We start from the raw sequence: 26,167 nt of genomic DNA, 5'->3' as shown, positions 1-26,167 counted from the left end.
TAAATAAAATGGACTTAATTGATGTATTAATTGTTGAAGATGATGCAAAAATTGCACAGATTCACAGCCAAATTTTACGCCAAACTCCGCGTTTTAATCCCATTGGGATAGCAGAAAACCTGCAAATGGCTAGAACCATGGTAAAAGTACATAAACCAAAGCTAATCATTTTAGATAACTATCTACCAGATGGCACCGGTATCGATTTATTCCGAGAGATAATTGCCGATAAAACGACCCACAAAACAAATGTTGTATTAATTACCGCTTCAGATGAAATTGAGACCGTTAAAACTGCAATGAAACTGGGATGTTTTGATTACCTACTCAAACCTGTTTCATACGAACGATTACAACAAACACTTAATCGTTACTTAACCCTTAATACAGCGATGAACGCATACGATAATCTTGAGCAAAAACACATTGATGAACTCTTTAATATTCAACTGCGTGACAAGTACCAGCAATTACTACCCAAAGGTATAGAGAGCATCACTTTAGAAACGATTAAACGTGTGTTTTCTCAAAATGTGGGTGTCAAATTTACTGTTGATCGTTTAGTCCAAGAGACAGGTATTAGCAAAACAACCGCTCGTCGCTATTTAGAATACTGCTCAGCCAATGGTTTATTAAGAGCAGAAAATGAATATGGAAAAGTCGGACGACCAGAAAGAGTGTATGTGAAGTGATTGACAGAGTGTGGATAATCATAATCACCAGCGCCACTTTCAACCTAACAGCCCTATTTCAGGGCCGCACTTAAAGCTGAAGGTTAAAGGTTAAAGGTTAAAGGTTAAACCTTATATCAATTCACAATCTGCAATCACTTCAATCACTGAAAACAACAACGTCCAATTACGTTAAAACCTAACGCTTTGTAAGCCCTTTTTTATTCAAATATGGCAGGATATGTGGGCGTGACTCTTTCGATAATTGTCCAGTGACTTGCTCAGACCAAGTACTTTGCTTTTGGTTACTCGAACGGCTTGCATAATAATTGTGTATCACCTGATCATAATCTTTAATATCATCCATCTTCAGTGGCTGATATTGATTTTCGTGCATAATAACATGAGCGGGTAAACGCGGTTTAATTTCAGGGTCTTGTGCTGGGTAACCTAAACACATGCCAAATAATACCGATGTATTTTGAGGTAGCTCCAGCAACTCATCCACCAACTGTATTTTATTACGTAATCCACCAATATATACACCACCTAATCCTAATGATTCAGCGGCTAATAAACAGTTTTGTGCCATGATGCCACTATCAACTGCACCAATAAGCGTAAGCTCAGTAAAGTCGGCTTGCACATCTGGATTAATCGTCGCATGGCGTTGATAGTCAATACAAAATACTAAAAATTCAGGCGCGTTTTCAACGTAGGGTTGATTACCCGCATACTCAGCTAGTAATTTACGTTTACTTTTATCTGTCACCCTAATGATAGAGACAACCTGTAGCATACTCGAGGAAGAAGCGGCTAATCCAGCTTGAATAATACTGTCGAGTTGGTTTTTCTGTATCGGCTGTTGCGTATATTGACGAATCGAACGATGGTTTAACATCGTCTCAATAGTTTTGTTCATAAATCAGTAATCCTTGTCGCTATAATTGAAGTTATAAGATGCAATATAAGATTGTAATATGAGGTTGTAATAAAAGATGCAATGTACTCTTAATGGCTCGAGTAAAACATTAAAATACAGATAATAGAATACCATTAAGTATCAAAACACTAACCGCCCATTAATAATTATTTTGCTGTAGGCAGCTTGAATGATTTACTTTATCATCTAGCATGAAATTTTTCGGCTTAATAATCGAGAAATAAAATGCTAAATTTACATAAATTGTATAAGCGATAAAAAATGATTCAAATAGTTATTCGATTTTTAGGCTTTCAAAGTAGCGTAGTTAATTCTGAAAAGACGGTGGCAACAATTGGTGGAATGTTAGCCATTTTTTGTTGTTTTTATACAACAATCTATTTTACTGGTGCCGCAGGTTCTGTGGCTATCTTACCCTCAATGGGTGCTGCAGCGGTATTGCTCTTTGCCGTCCCCCACGGTCAGCTTTCCACGCCTTGGGCTTTTTTAGCAGGAAACCTTTTCTCAGCGATTGTAGGTGTAACCTGTGCAAAATTTATAGACGCTACCTTTTTAGCTGCCTCATTAGCCGTCGCTTTATCTATTTTGGTCATGCATCTCACGCGAAGCTTACACCCTCCAGGTGGTGCAACAGCCTTAGCGGCTGTAATAGGAGGACCCGCCATACATGACTTAGGTTATTGGTATGTGATTACGCCAACATTAATTAATTGCGCTATATTGCTTTCCGTGGCGATGCTTTTTAATAATCTATTCCACTGGAGGCGTTACCCACAAAGCTTTATGCACTATCAAAGTGTGGGGTATCATCCAGATACTCGCCGTATCAAGATGCAGCATATCCATGAAGCAATAAGGCGTTCAGATCTGGTTATTGATGCAAGTGATGAAAAAATAAAGCATATTGTTGATTTAGCCGACGCTATTTATCACGAAGAATTAATCACGCAGTTTGTGCTCGAACTCGGTGCTTTCTATACAAATAGCAAACCAGGAAGACAGTGGTCTGTACGTCAAGTCATCGACCAACGTGAACATGCAAATCCTTCTCTGCATCTAGTCATATATCGCATTGCAGATGGTGAAAGAAAAGGCTCGACAGATAGTTGCACTTTACAAGAATTTGCAGAGTGGGCGAATGAAAAAATGCGACCTAAACAAAAAATACTCTCAAAGAATGTTTGAGAGCTATAGAACACAATAACACTTACCTACTAATTCCTTGTGAAGAGTAATATTTCAATAGTAGCTTTTGGCAGTACTGCTTTAGAAAATAGTACATTTAATAAAGGTAGCATTTAGAATTTTTGTATAAATGCTACTCAGACTTACACCACCAATGCGAGAAATGTTTAAATTTCTGCAACTACTTTATTTTACCGGCGCTTCTTTCTAAGGTGAGATTAATACGTATAAACATGCCTTTAATCGCGTCTATTTGAGCAGAATCATGCCCTTCAGCAACAAGCTCTTGGTGCAATAAATCAGAAGCTTGTTTAAAATCGTCATTACACTTGCCTTGGCTCGCTAATAAAAAAGCATCTGCTAGTTTGTATTGCCATTTTTTTAAATACTTTAAATTTTTGCCTTCCAACCTTTCGTCCACTAAGTTTTTGCTGACTGATTTTTTGCCCACTAAGTTTTCACATATTGATTGCACTCGAACCATTGCATGACCTAAATTAAGCCCAGTTAAAGCAAGATCGGTAATAGCACGAGAATGAGATCCTTGATCGTAATTAATTAACCTTAACAATCTATCTGACATTCGACGGTTGTACCATATGGCTGGCATTTTCTGATTATCTATCTCCATTAAATCTTTATGCGTCGCTTTAAAAACTCGGCTAACTAATAACTGAATGCTCGGCCCTGTAAATAAGTGAAAAATCCAAAACAAAATACTAACACCAGCAAAAATAGCCATCGCAGCACTTAATGTATAATCGATTGTAAAAGCTAAGCTCATGTCAGTGCTGGGGCGAACTAAAATTGAAAATGGAATGCAAAACCCTAAACCGTAAGGTAGTGTTTCGCGATCAGCGATTAGCAAAAGCCCTAAAAAGTAGGGTCCAGCTAACACCAATAATAATATTTCTAACTGCCCACCGCTCTGCGCGAGTAAATTAAGAGCGTAAAAGATAGTGACCACAGAAGCGGCAACTACCCCAACTAACAAGCGTTTTATAACCACACGTAAAATAGCCAAAGGTATTCGCGCTAACATAATAGAAAATATGACGGGTAAAATCATGATCATCAATGCCGCCGATGAACCTGTACTTATCCAAATACATGCACCAATCACAAATACTAATGAAGTTCTAAAACCAACAATAATTCCTGCTAACGGATCTCTATAAGTCAACATACTTGGCGCATTCAACAATGTTTTATCACGTTCTTGTAAGGCTTTATAGGCACGCAATAAAATGGTTAAATCCCCAGTGATATCTAAGGCGACATTAAACATGTGTGACTCAAAAGGGGCTTCAAAGGCATTATTTACTCGCCATTCTGTCAGTTCCCTACGAAAGGCTTTAACCTCCTCAGCACAAAACGCATAGTTGTCAGATGCAGCAATACTCGCTAGCACCTGTTTTAATCGGTTAAACAATTGTGCTAAATCAGCAGTGATGAGATCAGAGTGATTACGTTGCAAACGACCAAATATTTGAATTAAAGCCAGTAACGACAATACTTTTTGCGCAAGTTGATTTGCCGCTCTTGATCGCCCTGGACCTTTTGGGCCTTCGTAACGCACAGCACTTGAATCATCATTGATAACCCCTAAGGTAACCATTACGCCATCTATTTGTGTATGGCGTTTTTCATGTGTTCCTTTAGTGTCTAGCTCAGACACTAAATAATCTAAGGTTTGGTTGATCACCGATCTAGCTTGAATTTGTAACGAGTTTTTTATTTTTACTGGCCAGAATAGATGGCTGACAATCCCAGCACAAATAGACCCGATGATAATCTCACTCATGCGCGCTTGTGCTATTTCAAATATACCTGCACTACTAACAGTTGTAGGACTCACCATCACTAGAAGAACAATAATTTCCGCAGTCACAGCAGCCATTGCAAAGGCATAAACAAAGTTTGCTTGTCGTACCATAGCGGATAAAGCAGAATTTAAGCCTAACCAAATGGCCAATACACCTAATGCTAAATAAGGATATGACATCAACTGGCTTAATAATAATATGCCAAATAAACCACCGATAATGGTGCCTACTATTTGGCAAAGCGCTTTTTCAATCACCAGACCACTTTCTGGGCGCAACTGTAAAAAAATAGCAGAAACTAATGCCCAATACGGACGGTCAAGGTTCAGCGCCATTGCAATCGATAATGCCATCGACATCGCAATCACACCTTTTATCGCAAAAATAACGGCCTGTTTTTTAGGAAAAAACAAATTACGTAGCACCACGCCCAAGTTATTCCCCTTAGTCTGTCGTGAGATGAATAGTCACTGTCATACCGGCACTCAGCTGAATATCTTTTGGTAATGTGTCTAATTGAATATCAATGGGAATACGTTGTGACAAACGTACCCAATTAAACGTTTGTTGAACTTGCGGTAAAAGTTGGCTGTTACTTTGTGTATTGGTATTAGCAATCGCTTTGCCCACACTCACAACATGACCAGTTAGTTTTTTGCCACCACTGAGCAATGCTATTTGGGCTTCTTGATTTTCATAGATAAGCGGCACTTTAGTTTCTTCAAAATAACCTGTCACATAAAATGAATCAGATTTTACAATCGCAAAAACAGATACTCCCTGTCCGATATAATTCCCCTGACGTAAATTTAAATTAATGACTTGGCCTGATACTGGAGCAACAACTTCTGTTCTATCAACGTTTAATTGTGCTAAAGCTTGCTCTGTTTTAGCCAAGTCATAATTCGCTTTGGCAATATTTCTATTGATACGCGTTAGCTCTAACCCTTCTTCACTGATTGCTTTTTGATTGTTTAATGCTTCGCGGCGATTGTATTTATGCTTAGCTAGTTCCCACGCTAACAATGCACCTTCGGTGTTCGCTTTGCTTTTTTCTAAAGCAGCTTGGTAACGTTTGTTATCAACACTAAACAGTAATTGGCCTTTTTTAACTAATTGCCCATCTTTAACATTGAGTGTTGTTACCCACCCCGAAACATCAGCTGCGACGGTAACAATATCAGCTCGAACACGTCCATCGCGAGTCCAAGGTGTATGCATATAATCAGTCCAAACCCAACGCCCTGCAAATACCGCCATGATCACAACAGCAAGGGTAAAAAGAATACGTAGATATTTTGTCATAATGTTTATCTTCCACTCAGTAAATATACAGTTAAGGCGAAATAGCATACAAAAAGAGATACTTCAAACCAGGCGACTTTCCAAATACGATCGTGCCAATCTAGACGATGTAAAACAAAACGAGTTAATGCAGATAAGATAAAAGCAATCGGAATATAGATAACCAAAGGGCTAAACTCCATTCCACCTAACACTACAGTTTGAAGCATAAATAAATACCCTATTATCACATTGATTAAGTATTAAATTGGTTAAGTACTAAATTGGTTAAGTATTAAATTGGTTAAGTATTACATTGATTAAAAAGACTATCGTAAAAATGAAGACCTGAATAGTTTATTAGCAAGACAGTTTAAAAATATCACTCCTTGATTGGCACAATAAGATAAAGCCCTCCCCCAAATGAAATTTTTCATTACCAACAATTTAAATCAAGTTTACTAATAAATAACCTCATTTAAAAGTATCTAAATACGTTTTAGTTTTAAATAGATACCCGTTTTAAGTACGGTTTTTTCATACAAATACTACCTTTAAACCTTTGATCTGTATAAATAAACAACGTATTTTTTATTTATAAAAAAAAATTGAAATTTAAACGTATATTCAGTGGTCTGTTGGTGACGGCCTTTACTTTTTCTTTTTGTGTGTAAAACCGTTTTCGTTTATTAAGGGGCTATAGGCCCAGTTATAGACTCAGTTATAAACTTCTTAGATTCAAATAAGAAGTGCATAACTTTAACAATTTAACTTTACAGGTATTTTATAATGATTCGCTTTAAAAATTTTATGATTGGCTTACTAATATCAATGAGCTTAACGTCAACTTTTGCATACTCTCAAAATTCAGCCTCAAATCAACCAATAAAACCAAAGGTCATTTTCTTTGATGTTAACGAAACGCTCCTAGACTTAGGTAATGTAGGTAAATCAGTTTCTAAAGCCTTAGGTGGACGAGATGAACTAGTCCCTTATTGGTTTACTACCATGCTACATTACTCTTTAGTTGGCAATGTGATAGGTGAATATAATAGTTTTGCTGAAATAGGCATCGCATCATTAGAAATGATTGCAAACCAACAAAATATTAAACTAACACCTGAACAAGCACGTACCGCAGTACTAACCCCCTTTAGAGACCTAGCACCGCATAAGGATGTCGTTGAAGGCTTGAAAAAGATACGTGCTCTGGGTTATACCATGATCACATTAACCAACTCCTCTGATGCAGGCATTGCAGCTCAACTTAAAAACTCAAATCTAGCACAATATTTTGATGGATCATTAACCGTTCAAAACTTAAAAACCTTTAAACCGGATTTAAAAGTGTATGACTGGGCTCAAAAAGAAATGAAAGTTGCACCTGAAGATGCGATGTTAATAGCCGCACACGCATGGGATTTAGCAGGAGCAGATAAAGCAGGTTGGAAAACCGCATTTATTATGCGTCCAGGTAAAGCGCTCTACCCTCTTGCCGCGAAGCCAGATTTAATTGGCCGAGATCTTATTGAGATAGCAAACCAGTTAGAGGAAAATGCTAAGTAGGCTTTGTATTTAACCTTTAACCTTTAACCTTTAACCTTTAACCTTAACCTTTAACCTTTAACGAGTATTGGTTAGGTTTTGCTATATTTAATACTTTTATAAACACAAAAGGCAGCCGAAGCTGCCTTTTTTATATCACTTTTTAAAAGTCATAAATTATTTCATGAATTTTTTAAATGGTGCATCAACTGGAGTATCTGCAAGGTGGTTTGTGTAGTTACTCATTACTTTTTGAGATAAACCAACAATAATTTCCAGTAGTTGCTGCTTGCCATAACCTGCAGCAAAGAATTTCTCGATTTGCTCATCACTAATAACACCGCGGTCACGCGCCATTGCCAATGTAGTTTCACGTAACGTTTCTAACTTAGGATTAGCAAGCTCTGTTTTGTTCACAAGCGCATCAACAATATCTTGGTCTACTTTCATTGAAGCCGCAATTGCACTGTGTGCCGGAACGCAGTAGTGACATTCGTGCTCAACGTTAATTGATTGCCATACCACTGTTAACTCTTCAGCGTTAAACGATGTTTTTTGGAATAGGTCATGCAGTACTTGATAGCCCTTTAGTAAAGTTGGTGCTTCAGCCATTACTGCGTGTAAGTTAGGTAGCATGCCAAATGCGGCTACTGAATCAGCCATTAAAGGTTTTGATTCTTCAGGTGCGTTTTCTGCTGTGTATAAAGTAAATTCTGTCATGTTTAGCTCCAATAAATAATGGGTTTTAAGTAACTTCAGGACACATACTAGTTGATTTTGAGCGATTGCTCAAGTTAAAATTGAGCAAGTGTTCAAATAAATTGAGAAATAACATGGCTAACAAAATAAAGTTTGAGCGAGAGTCGGTTGTGCGCCTTGCAAGTCAGCTCTTTTGGCAAAAAGGTTTTCATGCAACCTCAACCCGTGACTTACAAGAAGCTATTAACATGAGACCGGGCAGCATTTACTCTGCATTTGGATCTAAAGAAGGGCTATACAGCGAATCGTTAAAAGATTACACCTTACAAATGAAAGCCCAAATAGAAAGCTTTTTATCAAACGCGGATAGCGTACTAGAAGGTTTACATGCCTTTGTGGAACATGTGATCATTGAAACAAAAGATTGCAGCCCCAGTGCTATCTGTATGTTGGTTAAAGCAAACAGTGAATTTGCCGAAAAGGATGCTAATTTATATGAGTTAAGTTTAAATCAAGCAGCTGAATTTGAAGTTTATTTAACACAATTATTTGAGCAAGCAATAAATAATGGTGAATTAAATAGTTCGCTGACTGCTCTTGAATATGCACGTTTTTTTCAAGTGCAATTTACCGGTTTACGCGGTTACTTTAACCGCCCCGACGTAACACAACTAGCTCAACCAATGATCGAGCAAATGTTTTTGCTGATCAAAAAGCTATAAAATCAGATTAACAATCATACTCAATCAGTTATCTGTTCAAGCCCTGAGCAGAGAAAAAGCACACGATTAAAAGGAACTTTGATGATAAATATTAGTCAAGGTTGTTGGGCGGTAATAACCGGTTCAATCAGAACAAGGTCAATCAAGTTTTCTGCGTAAAACACTGCCCCTTTTTTAGAAATTAACAGGTTAACGTCTCTGTAATAACGTGATTGCCAGTTATTATTCTTTTTTATTTTTTGTCCTAATAAGGTCTTGCTGTGCTTCATAAATACATGTCTATTCGTCAACTACCCGTGGCTAAAGCCAACGGGCTTGAGATGTGAGTATCGAGATAGGTCTTCGGACTGAATAGGTGATTAGTCTAAGTTCTTCGAGAACTACGTTGTTTAAGTGACGATACCAGTGAATGCCTCCCAAGTTTGCTGCCCTATCGCTTAGTATTAAAAGACCTCAACGGGTCGGTGTGCTAAGTGTAAAAAGCTTTTACAACATTGACGATGGGAATCAACCTCGTGAGAGGATTAGTTAATTTTACTAACTAAATATGTTAAGGATATTATGCGCGTTTTTGTCATTAATAAGCATGGTGAATCATTGATGCCATGCCGCCCAAGAAAAGCAAAGATACTGCTCAGAGAAGGCAAAGCAACGGTTATTAAACGCAATCCGTTTACCATACAGCTAAAATTTGGATCTGCGGGCTATAAACAGCCGCTGACGCTTGGCGTTGATACAGGTCACGGCGAAGTCGGTATATCTGTCGTCTCAGATACGAAAGAGGTTTTTTCGGCTATTGCGACTATGCGCAATGACATTTCAGACAAAATGACGACACGCAAAATGTACCGCAGACAGAAGCGCAACAAGTTACGTTACAGAGCGCCACGCTTTTTAAATCGAGCAGCTAGTACCAGAAAAGGCCGACTAGCCCCATCCGTACAATGGAAAGTGGACGCTCATGTAAGATTAATTAATCAGTGCAGATCATTAATGCCGGTCACTAAAACTGTTTTGGAAACGGGTACGTTTGATATGGTAAAGATGAACAATCCTAATATTTCAAATGAACAGTATCAACAAGGTGTTCAGTATGGTTTTGAGAATGTTAAAGCCTATGTATTAGCGCGTGATAACTACAAATGCCAGAGCGGCAAAAAAGGCTGCTGTGATAAGCTTGAAGTTCACCATGTAATATATCGTTCACAAAGCGGCTCTGATGCGCCAAGCAACCTAAAAACGCTTTGTAGTAAGCATCATAAAGCACTGCATGATAATAAGTGGTCGTTAACGAGTACAAAGCAAAAGAGCTTAAAACCTGCCACAACTATGAATATTATACGCGCTCAATTACTAAGCATTTTTCCTGACGCGATAGAAACTTTTGGCTACGTGACCAAGGCAAACCGCTATCACCACAATATTGAAAAATCGCACAGTAATGATGCATTTGTGATCGCAGGTGGGTCAAACCAAGAGCGGAGTACTGAGCGTAAAATAACATTTAAACGTAAGAATAATAGATCATTACAAAAGAATCGAAATGGCTTTGCGCCATCTATTCGTAAACAGCGCTATACGATACAACCACAAGATATTATTGAGTGGAACGGTATTAAGTGCATCGCCAAAGGAATACAAAACAAAGGCGCATATCTTGCTTTTATGCACGGTACTAAGCGATTAGTTAAAAACATCAAAACAATCAGATTAGTATTTCAAAACAAAGGTATTGTGTATGCGTAACAAAAACGATGAAATTCATCCCTGCGCTAAAGCACAGGGTATTCTTTCACCAAAGGGTGATAAAAGTAAACTATGGACTGCATTATTAATATTAATAATAATCGCTGTCGGTATTCTCCTCTATTTAGATTCCATGGTTAATTCGACTTTTAAAGATAAGCAGTGGTCAGTTGCATCAACTGTTTACGCGCGACCTTTAGAGATATACGAAGGATTGCCACTCTCATTGACTGATTTACGTGAAGAAATGACCATGCTCGGATATCACTTTGTGAGCAACGTTAATAATCCCGGTGAGGCATTAATTGAACAAAATAAAGTAACCATTTTCATCCCTCAATTTCAGTTCAGTGACGAATTAGCCGCAGCACAAAAAATAAAAATCACCTTAAATAATGGCTTTGTATCCAAGCTAGAAAATAAAGACAATAAAGCGTTAGTGCGTTTACAGCCCTTGGTGATAGGCGGTATTTACCCTTCCCACAATGAGGATAGATTATTAGTTCAACTTGCTGAAACGCCAGTTTCTTTACAAGCAATGCTGGTTGCTGTTGAAGATAAGAACTTTTACGGCCATTTTGGTATTTCGCTACGCGGTATCGGGCGAGCAATGGTTACCAATATTAAAGATGGTGGCTTCTCACAGGGAGCGTCGACACTGACACAGCAATTGATTAAAAATTATTACCTCACGCCGGAGCGAACATTAATTCGTAAAGCGCAGGAAGCGTTGATGGCGGTGCTATTGGAGTTACATGCAAGCAAAGCTGATATTTTAGAAGGATACATGAATGAAATATACCTTGGTCAAGATGGACCACGGGCTATTCATGGCTTTGGTTTAGCAAGTCAGTATTATTTCAAAAAAAATATTATGGACTTATCGCTGTCGCAACAAGCACTGTTAGTTGCACTAGTGCGCGGAGCCAGTTATTACAATCCATGGCGTAACCCTGAACGTGCATTAAAACGCCGCAATTTAGTATTAGATATTGCAGTCAGAGAAAAACAACTTGATGCAGACCTTGCTGAATTAGCTAAGCAAGAACCACTAAAAGTGGGTGAACGCAGCGTTAGCAGTACTAAACGTTATCCTGCTTATTTAGACCTTGTGCGCAGGCAATTACAAAATGATTACAAAGCTGAAGACTTAAGTTCCGATGGCCTGTCTATTTTCACCCATTTTAATCCATTAATTCAGCAAACTGCTGAGACTAGCTTGGTTAAAATGATGGCTAGTAATAAAAAATCTGAGCCTAATGCGAACTTGCAGGGAGCGATAATTGTTACGCAACCGAATATAGGCGCAGTAACGGCTATTGTTGGTGGTAGCGACACGCGATATGCGGGATTTAACCGCGCAATTGATGCCCGTCGACAAATCGGCTCGTTAATGAAACCCGCCGTATATTTAACGGCGTTAGAAAAAAGTGAACAATATACGTTAGCGACTTTAATAAGCGATGCAGCCTACGAAAAAAAATTAGATAACGGCGATACTTGGGCACCTAAAAACTACGATTTAAAAGATCATGGCGATGTACTTTTATATAGAGCGCTAGCGCGTTCATACAATCAGGCAACGGCGCGTTTAGGCAATGAGTTAGGCTTAGATAATATCTTATCAACAGTAAAACGACTTGGCGTTGATAGTGACATTCCAGCACTCCCTGCGATCACTTTGGGCGCAGCGGAATTGAGTCCACTTGAAGTGGCTCAAATGTATCAAACCATTTCCTCAGGTGGTTTTTATACACCGTTATTGGCGATCCGCTCCGTTGTTGATCCGCGCGGAGAAGTACTAACAAGTTATCCGATTGATATTGAAAAACGCTTTAGTTCTAGTTCGATTTATACGTTACGCCATGCTTTACAAGCTGTTACGCACGAAGGTTCAGCTAAAGCATTACAATGGTTATTACCTGATTTTGCTGTTGCAGGAAAAACCGGAACAACCAATGATTTGCGAGACAGTTGGTTTGCAGGTTTTTCAGATGATATGCAAGCGGTTGTTTGGCTTGGTCGTGATGATAATAAAACAACGGGATTGACCGGTTCAAGCGGTGCACTTCGAGTCTGGGCGGATATTTTTAAAGCGCGTGCTCAGCAACCTTTGCAGAACTTTCCACCAAAAAACATCACCCTAAGTTGGGTTGACAGCGAATCAGGCATCGGTAGCCAAGATCGCTGTGATAATGCAATACAATTGCCTTTTGTGAGCGGTACTGAGCCAAAGGAAGAAATACGTTGCGGTACAACTGATAAAGTCATCGATTGGTTCCGTAATTTAACCAACTAAACCAACTAAACCAACTAAAGAGATCATCATCATGAATCATTATAAAATTGCTGTTGTTTGTTTATCTAGTTTTTTATGGGCCTGTAGTACAAAACCTGTTACATCGCCAACGACTGAGCCCACCACTCCAAGTTCAGTTAGCACGCCAACTGACGGTATTGATAATACAGTGAAGGGAAGCGCTGCCTTAGACTCATTATTTAGTCTTGCTGAGCAGCAAGAAAGCAAGGGTAACTTGCGCGGTGCAACGGGAATTTTAGAACGTGCGATCAGGATATCTCCACGTAATCCTGAAATCTATTTACGCCTAGCAGAGTTAAATTACCGCCAAGGTAAAAATGCACAGGCACAGTCTTTTGCTGAGAAAGCACTTAGTTTAAATCCGAATAAAGCAATAACGGGTCAAGCTGAATTATTACTAAAAAAGCTGTATTAGAATTTTAATTAGGAAACTGCATTAGAAAAGCTTCCCTTCAAAGAACAGGTTAACCGCTTCATTAAGTAAAGTTTTTATTGAGGGGAATTGCAGTGCATCAATCAATACAAGTTATCGGGTCTACACTTTCTCATCGATATTAATAAAGTTGATTGAGGCTAGAAGCTTTAAAAGGTCATCGGGATGTTGATGACCTTTCATTTAATCTTTATTTAGCTAAAAATCCAACTTTTGATTTTTTTGCTATTTTTACTGTTCTTTTTTCTTTTGCTGTCAAAAGCGGTTTTTTCTTACCGTCTTTTTTGCTGTCTTGGCCTTTACTCACGATGCTTTCCTTTCATTAAGATAAACAACTAATAACCCTATGACGTACGTTACACAATGACTTTAAATGATCTGGTAACGGCGAGATTATGTTCCTAAGAATTAATAATAGATAGCAATATTTATCGTAAAATTGAAAATAATTTAGCCCGAATTTACAGCATAAATTCAGGTGATAAAAAGTAGAATTAAAAGGATCAGTAGCAAAGACTTAGTACCTAAAGTAGCCTAGATTGAATCATAATAATTCAGCACAGAATAGTGTAAAAGGTACTATTTAAAAGCTACAGTACCCTGCTTTTTCAAATAAACTTGCACCAAATAAGATAACCTGTTTCCGCACAAAGTTTACAACCCTTGGCACTTTTTCAAATATTATTTTTGTTTAAAATAATTTTTTACATTTACTATATGATTTGTATAGGTTTGCATTTACCCTAATAATATATTTATCGTTGCTATTGATAAGTAATTACTCGAGCGACAAAGTTTTTAAGGAAGGTTAAATTGGATAATACAACCGATAGAGTTATTACCATTCACCCTAATTCAAAACGTTATACGCATACATTTATATGGCTTGGATGTATCTCGCTATTTGTTTTTTGGATTTTGAGCTTATTCCTTTGGCAAATCTTTAAAATTCAATTAATTTTCCTCATATCAGCTACGTTAGTGCTTATTTTAATAGGTGTACTTAAGTATTTAGAGCCCGGAACCAGCCTTTTTATCACCCCAAAAACGATTAGATATTGTCATCGCCATGGTCAGTGGGCACTACCATGGCAAGATATTATACGTTTTGGTGAACTTAAAGCAGATGTCCAAGGTGAGCATATACAATTACCCTATGTCGGCATCAAACTAAATAATTTAGATCACATAGCTAAAAGCATATCACCAAGACTAGCGAACAAATTAATTCACGAACAACAAGAATTGCTCATTTTAGCGATCACTAATAAAGAAGTTGATTTTGAAGGTAGTCTGATTAATTTTGAGCCCTATACGTTAAATGAAGTAATATATAAAGGCCCAATCGCAGCATGGTTACATCGTAGTGAACAACTCGCCAAGGCATATGGTTATCACCTCTTTTTACCCGAAAGCAGTCTGGATCGAAATCTAAATAGCTTTTTAAAATTATTAAAAAAATGCCATGATTACACCATTGTAAATGGACCTAATTAGGCTGATGCCAGCCAGTTAAAAACCCTCGTTTTTTTCTTATTTTTTCTGCATTCCTTTAGCTTAGCCTTAACTACCCTAGAAAAATTCCTTTCTCACCGTTGCTGTAATACAAGTGTACCGATATCTTTAGCAATATATTTAGCTGTTGGGCATCCATAAACTATAAGGAATCCTTTTATTTTAATGATAAGAGTTCATACCAGTTCACCCTTACTATTAACTGTTTCACCCTTAATTACTTCATTTTTATGTGACTTAAAGGCGATAGTTTGTTTTTTAAAAAAGAGATTTTGGTTGAACACTTGAATAACTCATTTTTTGCCTATATGGTGGATTTTTAATCATTTATAAGTTACTGGCTTGATTGTAGTTATTAATTTATGTTGCTTGTTAGTTTATGTTACTTATTAGTTTTAATTGCCCTTTAATAGACTAACAAAAATCCACCTATATTTATGACCGGTTCAATTAACTACAACATATAATCAGTTAAAGAGTTCAATCAGCTAAAAAATTCAATGCTAGATTTAACAACAATTATTTCAATAATCATTTAGTAATAATACAAGGAATCAGTAATGCGACTAACCAAGATTGGTACTAAATTATTTATCTTAATTGGAATATTTACACTTAGTGCTTGTGCGACTCGAGAACAAGTAGCATTAGATGATGCCTTGTTAACTCAATATGCATCCACTGGCAATTTACCAATAAAATCCGCCACGGTGATCACCGATAATGATCAGGCCTTTGCCAGTAAACTGGCTTTGATAAATGCAGCTAACACCCACATTGATCTTGCTTATTATATTTTTTCTGACGACCACACCTCTTCCGTATTAGCCCAAGCTCTTATAAACGCTGCAAAACGAGGCGTAAAAGTCAGGTTATTATTAGATTACCTCAGCACCTACAAAGATTTAGACCGCCTCAGTTATTTGCAACAAGCAGGAGGCGGCAACATTCAAGTTAGGCTGTACGGAAGACCTAGTCAAAATATCGTTAAAGATGCAGTCTATTTAACTTTAGGTTGTGGTCAATCAAGCAAAGCAGACGCCGCTTGTAATCAAGACAAGTATGCTGAAATTGAACAACTCTTTGATAATGAAAAAATCAATAATCGCTTAGCTTCAGACATTGGTATTTCTAATTTATCGACTCCTATGTCTGCTATTTTCCTGTCTGGCTTATATGCCAAAAACCCCGAGTTAATGGCTTTTTCCCTTGAACATGGCCAATCAATAGATGTAGCTGCATTATCCGCTTCAACGGATGCTGACAGTGCGGATACCCAAGCTCAGTTAAAAAAATTAGGTAAATTATATTATCAAGCTAATTACCAAGGTGGGTTAGCATCGTTAACAGCAAAAATAAAATTAGCGACAGCTACATTAGTATTAGGCGATCAAATTAACCCTGTATTAAATTCCGTTAATAGCTTTTTACCGACCAATCGAGAAAACAATTCCATTGCCCGCAGAGATTGGGATTATCTCACTGAATTTTTACATCATAAATTACTCTTAGTTGATCAACAGACCATGCAATTAGGCGGTCGTAATGTTGAAAACTCTTATCACATGAACCCGAGCCCCTTAGCCAGTAAATACATTTTTATGGATACCGATGTACGATTAGAATTTAATGCGCCTGATCCACAAGTAACCTCTACTTTTGACCGACTCTGGAACTTTACTACAATGGTGGCCTCGCTTGATGAAACCCGCGAACATGCTCCCAATGACTTTTTAATGAATTTGGATATTTACAAACAATCACAAAAATTTTGTACTAACCAAAGTACCAACAATCCAACTTGTGTTGACCAATATTATCAACAACACTTTGTTAGTTTAGATCAGCGTTTAATAAAAGTTGAGCAATCTATGACTGAAATGATTGCTAGTTATAACAACAACTATCTTCCATCGACCAAGGGAGTCAGCCAATCTTTTGCTTTAGATGATTCAGCTCAAGTTTACTACTTAGAAAACCTACCCTTCTTTGAAAGTAAAAGAGGTTATGGGTCTATTGATGGCAAAGAAGCTGATTATGGAAAAGCGATTCACGCAACTTGGCTAGCGTCCTTGAAAAAGACCTGTGAACAGGCAACTGCAAATGACCCACAGCAAGTTATCATCCATAATGCTTACTTCTTTATGCCCGGCAACCTACTCGCCGCGCTAGGTGCGATGGTTGACGGCAGTTGGGACTGTACACATGTAAGCTTGCAAATCATCACCAACTCTATTGAAACCACCGATTTAAATGTAGTGAATCTACTCGCAATGTGGCAAATGAAAGCATTTGAAGACTATAGAGCGGAACAAACGGCAACAACAGCAGCAACGTTTCACTACAGTGAATATCAACAAGCGAATGAGAACGACACCAGCACCTTATCTTTACACTCAAAAGTTATGCTGTTTGGCGATGATTTATTTATTGGTTCAGCAAACGCGGATGTTCGTAGTTACATGCTGGACACCAATAATGGATTAATGATCATCAATGCACCCAACTTTGTGAACCAGTATAAAAAATGGCTAGCGGCTGAGATTAATGCAAGACCAAGCATCGCCGAAAGAACCCAACAAATAGGCATTTCCCAACAAAAACTTAAAGTTAAAATGAATCATGTAATGGATTTATTACTAGCTAAATACGACAAAAATAATCGAATTGATCATCAACAAGCTGAAAATTTTAAAGAAAAAGTTCAAGGCGTTACACAGCGTATTTATAATTTATCAACTAAGATTTTAAATGGTGATAACAAAGCCCAAAACGAATTTAATAGTTTGTTTAAAACCATTTAATACTTTAATGCAGTTGATTACATCGTCAACTCGCCTTTACGTTTTAATTACTCTTTTGTTTTTATAACAGAGAAATAAAAAGCGTATGAAATACAGTTATTTTATACGCTTTTTAAAAAATTATATTTAACCTATTTATATTTAACGGATAGTTTTGGCCACTTTACCAATACTCAAGCCTTGAATTAAAATAGAAAACACCACAACCGCATAAGTTAGCGCCAATAAAATATCGCGCTCTGTCCTATCAGGTGCTAGTAAACAGTAAACTTAGACATCCATTCATTTAAAATTTACAAATAACATTGCTCATTAATGGCAATAAATTGAATCGCTAACAAAAAGATACTGGTTGATAATAAAAAATTATAATTAATCGAAATTGAAGTAAATAATAGCTTTTTCAGATATGACTGATTTTAACGGCCGCTAATTAGTGTATTTGTTATTTTTTTAATAGAAAAATAGACTAGTTAATGCAGCCGTAATTGGTTTTTACTGGCTATCCAACACTTGCCAGTATTACCAGCATAAGCTGCTAACGCTTCTAAAGAGCCCACCGCACCGTGATAATCTTTTCCAAAACTACTTGCTAGTGATAACCAAGTATCATTATCTAAACCAAGTGTGGAGAGTATTCTTGGACGTTTGATTGAAATCGCACCGCGTTTATCTTCTCTAATGATACGACCACTCCAATCCACTAACTCAATATAATCTAATAATGAAAATGGAATACCTTGAGTTGATTGTTCATTTTCGTCACCTACGAAACCAAATAAAAGTTTTTTAGTAAAAGCGTATTCTAGTCGCTTTTCTTGTTGCTGAGCGACACCATGAATGCGCTCATAAGCAGAGGTATATTCTGATGTTTCAACGCTAGCAGCCATTTTGGCGCGAATTGGATTTAGGTCGACATAAGCCATACAGGTTAATAATGCATCTTCATCCAATAAAGCTTGAGACTTAAAACGTCCTTCCCAGAAACGGCCTGAACATTCATCTTCTTTATTCGCTTTACGCGCAATGAATTCATTTAAACAGCGCATAAACCATGAAATATCAGCTAATCGTCCTCTCCAACTACCAATAATAGATAATGCAGCTTTATTTTCGGCTTCTGAGGTGGTTTGCTCTGATTGCCAACGCGCAACTAATACAGGTTTTGAATAGAGCTGACACCAACGCTCACAAACTTCTTCATGCGTTAAGCTTTCATTATGTTGCTCATCAATGTGCAATACGAGGTGATAATGGTTGGACATGATAGCGTAAGCGCAGATATCAATATTAAAAAGAGAAGCGAGGTAATGCATTCGCTCAACAACCCACTGACGGCGATGTTCAAAGGATTTTTCGGTGTATTTATCTTCACCACACAAGTAAGCCCTGCGAACACAACGCTAAATACAATGATAATAAGGCGTATCTGATAGCGAGACTTGAGACTGCCGAGATTGAGTCATAATAAACTACCTCCTAAATTCAAAATAAGCATTTATAAAAAATAGTTTTAAAATTTAAATCAGTCGAAGTTTATGGCTGTCCAGCTTTAGTAACACAGCTTTAGTTACAGTGTCATAACAACTACTTCTTAGCATGTAAAAACCACATAGCTAAAAGATAGAAGATAGAAGATAGAAGAGTAATTATGACTCGTCAAAGTTGATGGGTGTCCACGATATCTGATGGGGATCTAGAGGGAGTGATACTTGTTATTAAAGAGTTGTATATTCAGACAATCGACAAAAAAAGCCTCGATTAATCGAGGCTAATATTATTTTTAGTTATTTACTTTCAATTTTCTTGTTAATCCAAAACCAACTAGCGCTATACCAAACAAAATCTGAGAAGCAGGTGCTGGAACTGAAGCAACTGCTAGTACATTAATATAAAACTGTTGAGGTGTACTATTAGTACGAAAATAGAAACTATCACTGATTAATGTGCTGCTAGTATCCATAAATGCCCAACTACTTCCATTATTTAAACTGATATCAAGCATTGGTGAAAATACGTTGTGACTATCATTTTTAAAAACAGTTTGACTGAAGTCAATACTAACAAGTTGGTCAAATGTTATTTGTAAAACTTCATTTACTGTCACATTATCATCGCTGTTAGGGTTACATTGATTATTGCCTTTCAACCCTAAGCTACAAACACCTAAACCAGCACTTCCAGCATCTAAGTATGCCCATGATTTGAGGTTATCACCTGCGCTGTAAGCACCTGCATATGTATCTGAGTAAGTACCTGTCCCAGCAAATGACGCAGAGGCCGTAAGTGAAACACCACTTTTGCTCCAATCAAAAGAATTAAATGCTATTTCACCTGAATTCGCTAGAGGAAAAGCATTACCATTAGCTAAAGTACCAGAAATTTGTCCCATATTGGTATCTGTTAATTCTTGAAAGTCAAAGATTACAGATGCATTTGCTTGAGCTGTAGAAAATAGAGCGCAAGTAACTAATGTGCTAACAATTAAATTTTTCATAATTCATCCCTAATTATGAGGAAAGACATTTAATACTCATTAGTTGTTAGTTAAACTTTCTAAATGAAGTATTAAGGTTAATTACAATAAAGCAAGTATTGCACCAATAAATAAACCTGTTCTAACTAGCTGTTTTACATGAGGTGAGATGAAAAGATGATTTAAGTTAGTTATAAAATGTAAACAAAACCGACGTTTTATAGTAAAAAGCTTTTTTATTAAAAAATCTTTCAAAAAGATAAATAACAGTTTATCGATGTTTGGATTAGTTGAGGCTAGTACATGGATGAACGTATACAAGCGAACAGTTTAAAATTCAAAACACAGTCAATTATTTTAGCTGAAAACTTAATAAAAGAGCAGGGAACCTGCATGGAGCGATTTATGCGACAGCATAGTGTTATGAGCGGACTAAGCTCTGCGTGTCCTTTGCACGTCCGAAACGGTACGTTTAAAATGAAAGTGTCGAACAGATAAAAGCTTTACTGCCCTGGAATATTAAAAATGAGCAGTTAACCGCTTGGGATAAATTTAGCTAGGTGAGTTGGTAGATCGCTTACATAACAACTATCTCTTAGCATGTAAAAACCACATAACTAAAAGATAGAAGAGTAATTATGACTCGTAATAGTAGCTGGGTGTCCACGATCTTTCCTATTAACTATTAATGTCACGCCGTTTAATGCTTTCTAGCCTCTTGATAACGCCTCAACAGGATTTAACCTTGCCGCATTACGAGCAGGTAAGAAACCAAATAAGACGCCAATAGCAGTAGAGAAAGCAAAAGCAGCAATAATAGACGTTAATGAATAAACCATGGTTAAACTACTGCCCGCTGCAGAAAGAATAATACCAATTAAATACGCAAAACTAATGCCTAATGTGCCACCTAAAATACAAATCAAGACCGCTTCAATTAAGAATTGTTTTAAGATATCGGATTGTCTTGCACCAACGGCCATACGAATACCAATTTCTCTAGTACGCTCAGTGACTGAAACCAGCATAATATTCATCACGCCAATCCCGCCAACAACAAGAGAAATAAAAGCAATAGCAGAGATAAGCAAAGTCATCGTCGATGATGTTTTTTCAAGATTTTCTTTCACTGTATCGGTATTAATCGTAAAGAAGTCTTCAACACCATGGCGCATTTTTATTAAGTTAATAATCGCTTGTTCTGCCGCTGTACTTGATACCGTATCACTGACACGTACCGTAATATCATCAACGTTATTTTGACTATAAATACGTGCATTCACAGTGCTGTATGGTAACCAAACATTTAATGAATCACTATTACCAAAGGCCATTTCTCGGGGTGCCGTCACCCCTATAATCCGAACCGGTAAACGCCCTAGAAAAATAACTTTACCCAGCGCATCTCCACTAGGGAATAAGTCATTGAGCGTATTATTGTCAATAACGGCTACTTGCTCTAAATCTGTCACACTATCTTCTTCAAATAACTGCCCTTGAGCTAATTCAAAGCCACCCACTCTAAAATAATCCGGGCCAACACCTTGTATTTCAGCGGTCACGGCTTCGTTGCCATAACGCACTGCGACATTAACGCGTACCGTTGGGGTAACACTATCCACAAAAGAGAGACTACTCAATGCTGTTGCATCATCTGCGGTTAAGGTTTGTACTCGTCCCGCTCTCCTATCACCATAACCAGATCCTGGTTTTATCACTATGCTATTGGTCCCCATTGAGGCCATACTTTTTAACACAGATTCCTGAGAGCCATTACCGATAGCCACTACTGAAACAACAGAGGCAATACCAATAATAATGCCCAACATGGTTAAAAATGTTCTTAATCGATGACTTGCCATCGACTCTATTGCCATTTTTAAGGTTTCGCTAAAACTAAACCAAGCACTGATCTTTTTTTGTTTTTTAGGATCTAACCGATTACCTTCTGTTAGCTGTTTTTCTTCTGATATCGCAGAAGATTGGCTCGAAGGTTTATCGCTAATAATATTGCCATCAGCAATTTCGATGATACGATCAGCCGTTGCAGCAATTTTAGGATCATGGGTAACAAGGATGATCGTATGCCCCTGCTGATGTAACTCCCTTAACAAAGCCATCATTTCATGGCCACTTTGGCTATCCAACGCTCCAGTCGGTTCATCCGCTAAGATGATATTCCCGCCATTAATTAATGCACGCGCCACACTTACACGTTGTTGCTGACCACCACTCAACTGGCTTGGTTTATGATCTAATCGATCACCTAACCCCAATCTTTCTAACAGACTTTGCGCCCTTGCTTGACGAGAGGCTTTATTTTCCGCTGAATAAAGTGCTGGTATTTCTACATTCTTAAGCGCGGTTAAATCTTCTAACAAATGATAGCGTTGAAAAATAAAACCAAAATAATTACGACGTAATTGAGCTAATTGTTCAGGCCCCATAAGCGCAGTATCATCACCATTAACTTGATAGCTCCCTTCACTGGGTTTATCCAAACACCCTAATATATTCATGAGTGTTGATTTACCTGATCCAGATGCCCCAATAATGGCAACCATTTCCCCTCGGCGAATGGTTAAATCAATATTGTTAAGTACCGTTAACTGTTGGTCACCTGCAGGAAAATGACGGCTTAACTGATTAACTTTTAAGAGTATATCTTGCATTATGGACGTCTGCCTCCACCGGGTTGCTTATCATTTAATTGAAGTGCAGATCGGGTTCTCACCTCTTTGACACTTGATTGCCCAAGAATGACTTGATCACCTTCGTTTAAGCCACTTAATACCTGTGCTTGCACTTTATTATTGATGCCAATCTCAACCTTTCTTTTTTCTATTTTTCCATCCACTAAAATAGACACTCTATATTGATCATTTCTTTCTGATTTACTGGTCAGCACTTGTGAAGGAATTAATAATGCCTCTTCCGCAGAACCTAAAACAATAGAGACTTGTGCTGTCATACCAACACGTAATAAATTCTGCTTATTTTCAACATCAAATAACGCGTTGTAATAAATTGCATCACTATCCCCAATAGCGAGTTTACTATCGTCACCCGTTAACAAGGTTGGGCCAGGCTCAATAGAGCGAAGTACCCCCTCAAACTTTTTATTAGGGGCGCCTAAAATAGAGAAGTACACTTTTTGGCCTGCTTTCACATTGATAATATCCGCTTCAGAAATTTGCGCTTTAATCGTCATTACATCTAACTGTGCAACTTCAATAATCGAAGGAGTTGATTGATTGGTGTTCACGGTTTGCCCTTCTTCAACAGAAACGTAAATAACCGTGCCATCAATCGGTGAAGAGATGGTTGTATAACCAAGATCTATCTCGGCATTGTTAACACTAATTAATGCTTTCTCTTTTTCTGCTAACAGTTGCTCTAACTCCGCTTTATAAACCAACAGCGCAGCTTCAGCAATATCATAATCAGCCTGTGAACTAAGCTTTTTCTTGAGCATTTTCGCTTGGCGTTCAAATGCTAAGTTTGACTCATGTATTTGAGCTTGTTTTGCACGGTATTGCGCATTAATGTTATTAAGAGAAGCTTGCGCTTCTTGAAGTAGATTTTTTTGCGTCAGGTTATCAATTTGCGCAATCAAATCACCTTGTTTGATCGTATCCCCAAGATTAACTGCAATTTTTTGTAGCTGCCCCGATACCTGAGCCCCAACATTAACCATTTTATAGGGATATAAAACGCCATTGCTTAATACAGTATTTTCAATATTTCCAGTCACCACAGGTTGAGTCGAAAAAGTGACCTCAGGCTCTGAGTTTTTAACATAAAAATAGATGGAGGCTCCTGCTACCAAGACGATAACAAGTACAATACTCAATGTTAGCTTTAAGTTTTTCATTATGATGTTTTACCTTTATTTTTAACTTATTGGATCATAACGAACAAATGTGTAGACAATTTGAAGAAAACAAAAATAAAAGAAATTTAATTTACTGAATGATAGGTAAATGAGTAAGGAGTTGATGAGTGGTTCTAACATGGCACATTAAGTTATCGAGAAAAGCAAAAGGCTGTTGATTTAAAAAGTGGATAATATCTTGAGACTCATACAACCACTGAGCACTTTTGCCCTTTTCACAAATCAATAGGCAAGGAACTTGCACTTTACCGCCGCCCGCCATTAACTCGTTTGCAAAATGGGCAATGCCCCATGTGATAAAGGGTTAGTTTCATGATACTTCCTTTCAAATAAGAGAGTGTTTAACATGACTCAAACAGAGATTAATTAGAATATAAATTCTTGTTAGAAATGATGACCAAAGAGAATATCAACTTAGTTTATTAACCAAATAAAATTGCTAAGTTCGATGCTTGAGTGTTCATAATTTACCTATGACGTGCAAGTATGCGCTGACTTGCTCTGCGCAACTTCGCTTGTTTACGCTCAAGTTCATCAAATGTGCCACTCCACTCTTTACTAGCATTCGAATGAATTTTACATCCATCAATCGCAAACATATTACGGCCTATCAAACCTTCACGGTCGCATATCATTAATACTTGAGTAAAAAGTGGTTCAATTTGGTCTTTCATTTTAGCGACAAAACTTGCAATTGAAGTGTAATGAGGTTGTACGTCACCCGATAAACTCATGAAGGTAATATTGGTTTCACAAGCATTTGCAATGCGACGACTGCTGACCAAGCCTCGTGAATAACCAAACAAGATTATTTTAAGCATGACTGAAGGAGGATAAGCAGCCGCGCCATTTTTATCGTTGTTGTACCATTTATCAAAAGTACTTAAATCAAGGTGTTTGTCGACGATATGAGAAAGTGCGTATTCAAAAGTACCGGGGATAATTTGCTGTGCAAAATCAATCGGAATGAATTTACTTTGGCAGGATAAGTCAGGTTTATAGTTAGCCATTACATTTAACTCTGAGCGAATAATAACTATTAGATCACAGTGGATCACCGCATTAAAGGTCGTATTTTGTACAATGAGACATAATTGAAAAAAGAGCGATAAACGCTCTTTTGGGAGAAATTATACAGCCTCAACGCCCTTAATAACCTGCGCGTAGGTTGGCATTGTTTTTGCCATGTTTTTCTTTTGCAAAAACGATGACAACCGTTATGCGTCCGAGTTTATTCGTTTGTTAGGTTTTGAACTCATCGTTATGTATTTTTCTATCAATGATGTTCCAAACTTTTCTATTTAGAATACTTGAATGAGATATTCTATTGTCAAAGTTACCTTTCTGTTGCCATTGCCACTTACATTCATCATTAATACAACTAACAAGCGGCCCTGAATTATCGTTAATCTCTAAACTTGATTTACAGTCGGGACAACGAGAACGAAGGTTTTTAATAGAATAATTATCATTATGATAATTAGGTTTTGACCAGTCCCACGTCCAATCGATTCCTAGGATTTGATCTGATTTATAATTAATGAAAGAAGGTTCACTATCAGGAATTGCAGATTGAATTAAAGGAATAAGAAACACAAGAAATGGAATTATTAAAAATAGAGCCCAAACGGGGATCAGAACGTCGTACACTAACCATGATATAATATATAAAAAGGCATCCTTTACTTCAGGCCAAAGACCAGATACCCATGTAAAAATGGCTACGAAAAGGAATATCATCCCCGTTGAAATCACTTTACTCCAAACAGGGTCTTTCCAAATTTTAAGTACAAAATTCGTAACTACTCAGCACCTAATTCACATTTTTGATAGTTTATAGAAGATCAAAAAGGATCAACTTGATTGATCCTTTTTAGTCGTTACTCTAACTACTTTCTTCCTATTCCTATGATGAGGCAAAATGAAAGTAAGTGGTCTCGATATTGAGAGTAATGTCGAAAAGATAAAACAACAGATAGAAGCCGATAAAACATTATCGCCTTCTATGCGCACAACGTTAGATTTATTACTGCTTATTGTTAATTTGCTTTGTCAGCGTCTCGGCCTCAACAGTCGTAATAGTAGTAAGCCACCATCAAGTGA

At 37.4% G+C, this 26,167-nt stretch carries 20 protein-coding genes and 2 pseudogenes; 10 read left to right on the top strand and 12 right to left on the bottom strand.

Annotation, left to right across the window (positions count from 1 at the left end; all coding sequences use genetic code 11):
- Positions 1–8: 8 nt before the first annotated feature.
- A complete protein-coding gene (locus tag MT390_RS16215) occupies positions 9–692 on the top strand; it encodes a response regulator (protein WP_499442129.1) in 684 nt (227 codons plus the stop codon).
- A gap of 178 nt (positions 693–870) precedes the next feature.
- Here MT390_RS16215 and nfsA read toward each other — a convergent pair whose 3' ends face one another.
- Positions 871–1,593, bottom strand: a complete 723-nt coding sequence (gene nfsA, locus MT390_RS16210; protein ID WP_499442128.1) for an oxygen-insensitive NADPH nitroreductase — start codon at positions 1,591–1,593, stop codon at positions 871–873.
- Between the two features lie 282 nt (positions 1,594–1,875).
- Between nfsA and MT390_RS16205 the strand changes: the two genes are divergently transcribed.
- Positions 1,876–2,799, top strand: a complete 924-nt coding sequence (locus MT390_RS16205) for an HPP family protein (RefSeq protein WP_499442127.1) — start codon at positions 1,876–1,878, stop codon at positions 2,797–2,799.
- A 181-nt stretch (positions 2,800–2,980) separates the two neighbouring features.
- Here MT390_RS16205 and MT390_RS16200 read toward each other — a convergent pair whose 3' ends face one another.
- The 3 genes from MT390_RS16200 to MT390_RS16190 are packed head-to-tail and all read right to left on the bottom strand — an operon-like array spanning position 2,981 to position 6,139.
- Positions 2,981–5,053: an FUSC family protein gene (locus MT390_RS16200; RefSeq protein ID WP_499442200.1), complete on the bottom strand. Its 2,073-nt coding sequence runs from the start codon at positions 5,051–5,053 to the stop codon at positions 2,981–2,983.
- A 16-nt stretch (positions 5,054–5,069) separates the two neighbouring features.
- Positions 5,070–5,930 (bottom strand): efflux RND transporter periplasmic adaptor subunit, encoded by an 861-nt coding sequence (locus tag MT390_RS16195; protein WP_499442126.1) that lies wholly within the window; start codon positions 5,928–5,930, stop codon positions 5,070–5,072.
- Positions 5,931–5,935: 5 nt separating this feature from the next.
- Complete coding sequence (locus MT390_RS16190; protein WP_166372209.1) at positions 5,936–6,139, bottom strand: DUF1656 domain-containing protein; 204 nt, start codon at positions 6,137–6,139, stop codon at positions 5,936–5,938.
- A gap of 559 nt (positions 6,140–6,698) precedes the next feature.
- Between MT390_RS16190 and MT390_RS16185 the strand changes: the two genes are divergently transcribed.
- Complete coding sequence (locus MT390_RS16185; protein ID WP_499442125.1) at positions 6,699–7,475, top strand: haloacid dehalogenase type II; 777 nt, start codon at positions 6,699–6,701, stop codon at positions 7,473–7,475.
- 156 nt (positions 7,476–7,631) lie between these two features.
- On the opposite strand, the gene MT390_RS16180 is transcribed toward MT390_RS16185, so the two are convergent.
- Entirely contained in the window at positions 7,632–8,174 is a 543-nt protein-coding gene (locus MT390_RS16180) for a carboxymuconolactone decarboxylase family protein (protein ID WP_166372208.1), read from the bottom strand.
- A gap of 113 nt (positions 8,175–8,287) precedes the next feature.
- Between MT390_RS16180 and MT390_RS16175 the strand changes: the two genes are divergently transcribed.
- Complete coding sequence (locus MT390_RS16175; protein WP_166372207.1) at positions 8,288–8,875, top strand: TetR/AcrR family transcriptional regulator; 588 nt, start codon at positions 8,288–8,290, stop codon at positions 8,873–8,875.
- A gap of 95 nt (positions 8,876–8,970) precedes the next feature.
- Here MT390_RS16175 and MT390_RS16170 read toward each other — a convergent pair whose 3' ends face one another.
- The gene (locus MT390_RS16170) at positions 8,971–9,144 is read right to left on the bottom strand and encodes a hypothetical protein (RefSeq protein ID WP_499442124.1); all 174 of its coding nucleotides are present in this window, start codon (positions 9,142–9,144) and stop codon (positions 8,971–8,973) included.
- Positions 9,145–9,436: 292 nt separating this feature from the next.
- Here MT390_RS16170 and iscB point away from each other — a divergent pair, with 292 nt between their 5' ends.
- From iscB to MT390_RS16145, 5 genes are all read left to right on the top strand, one after another.
- Complete coding sequence (iscB, locus tag MT390_RS16165; RefSeq protein WP_499442123.1) at positions 9,437–10,621, top strand: RNA-guided endonuclease IscB; 1,185 nt, start codon at positions 9,437–9,439, stop codon at positions 10,619–10,621.
- Positions 10,614–12,920, top strand: a complete 2,307-nt coding sequence (gene mrcB / locus MT390_RS16160) for a penicillin-binding protein 1B (protein WP_499442122.1) — start codon at positions 10,614–10,616, stop codon at positions 12,918–12,920. Before iscB ends, mrcB begins: the two co-directional genes overlap by 8 nt.
- A 31-nt stretch (positions 12,921–12,951) precedes the next feature.
- Positions 12,952–13,356 carry a tetratricopeptide repeat protein gene (locus tag MT390_RS16155; RefSeq protein ID WP_499442121.1) on the top strand — a complete coding sequence of 135 codons (405 nt, stop codon included), beginning with the start codon at positions 12,952–12,954 and terminating at the stop codon, positions 13,354–13,356.
- 831 nt (positions 13,357–14,187) lie between these two features.
- On the top strand, positions 14,188–14,871 hold the full coding sequence (locus MT390_RS16150) for a DUF2982 domain-containing protein (RefSeq protein ID WP_499442120.1): 684 nt from the start codon (positions 14,188–14,190) through the stop codon (positions 14,869–14,871).
- A gap of 578 nt (positions 14,872–15,449) precedes the next feature.
- Positions 15,450–17,693 carry a phospholipase D-like domain-containing protein gene (locus MT390_RS16145; protein WP_499442119.1) on the top strand — a complete coding sequence of 748 codons (2,244 nt, stop codon included), beginning with the start codon at positions 15,450–15,452 and terminating at the stop codon, positions 17,691–17,693.
- Between the two features lie 473 nt (positions 17,694–18,166).
- On the opposite strand, the gene MT390_RS16140 is transcribed toward MT390_RS16145, so the two are convergent.
- From MT390_RS16140 to MT390_RS16115, 6 genes and pseudogenes are all read right to left on the bottom strand, one after another.
- On the bottom strand, positions 18,167–19,075 hold the full coding sequence (locus MT390_RS16140) for a transposase (protein ID WP_499442118.1): 909 nt from the start codon (positions 19,073–19,075) through the stop codon (positions 18,167–18,169).
- 401 nt (positions 19,076–19,476) lie between these two features.
- Positions 19,477–20,190: a PEP-CTERM sorting domain-containing protein gene (locus MT390_RS16135; protein WP_499442117.1), complete on the bottom strand. Its 714-nt coding sequence runs from the start codon at positions 20,188–20,190 to the stop codon at positions 19,477–19,479.
- Positions 20,191–20,879: 689 nt separating this feature from the next.
- Positions 20,880–22,841 carry a MacB family efflux pump subunit gene (locus tag MT390_RS16130; protein ID WP_499442116.1) on the bottom strand — a complete coding sequence of 654 codons (1,962 nt, stop codon included), beginning with the start codon at positions 22,839–22,841 and terminating at the stop codon, positions 20,880–20,882.
- The gene (locus MT390_RS16125) at positions 22,841–24,043 is read right to left on the bottom strand and encodes an efflux RND transporter periplasmic adaptor subunit (protein ID WP_499442115.1); all 1,203 of its coding nucleotides are present in this window, start codon (positions 24,041–24,043) and stop codon (positions 22,841–22,843) included. Before MT390_RS16125 ends, MT390_RS16130 begins: the two co-directional genes overlap by 1 nt.
- 491 nt (positions 24,044–24,534) lie before the next feature.
- Positions 24,535–25,074 (bottom strand): annotated as a pseudogene (locus tag MT390_RS16120) (transposase); the annotation flags it as partial.
- A gap of 232 nt (positions 25,075–25,306) precedes the next feature.
- Positions 25,307–25,819: a hypothetical protein gene (locus tag MT390_RS16115; protein WP_499442114.1), complete on the bottom strand. Its 513-nt coding sequence runs from the start codon at positions 25,817–25,819 to the stop codon at positions 25,307–25,309.
- 166 nt (positions 25,820–25,985) lie between these two features.
- Here MT390_RS16115 and MT390_RS16110 point away from each other — a divergent pair.
- A pseudogene (locus MT390_RS16110) lies at positions 25,986–26,167 on the top strand (IS66 family transposase); the annotation flags it as partial.

The sequence above is a fragment of the Vibrio sp. 2-Bac 85 genome, assembly GCF_037546705.1.
Classification (GTDB): Bacteria; Pseudomonadota; Gammaproteobacteria; order Enterobacterales; family Psychromonadaceae; genus Psychromonas.
The sequence above is the reverse complement of the archived record's forward strand: the minus strand, read 5'-3'. Positions and strand labels throughout refer to the sequence as shown.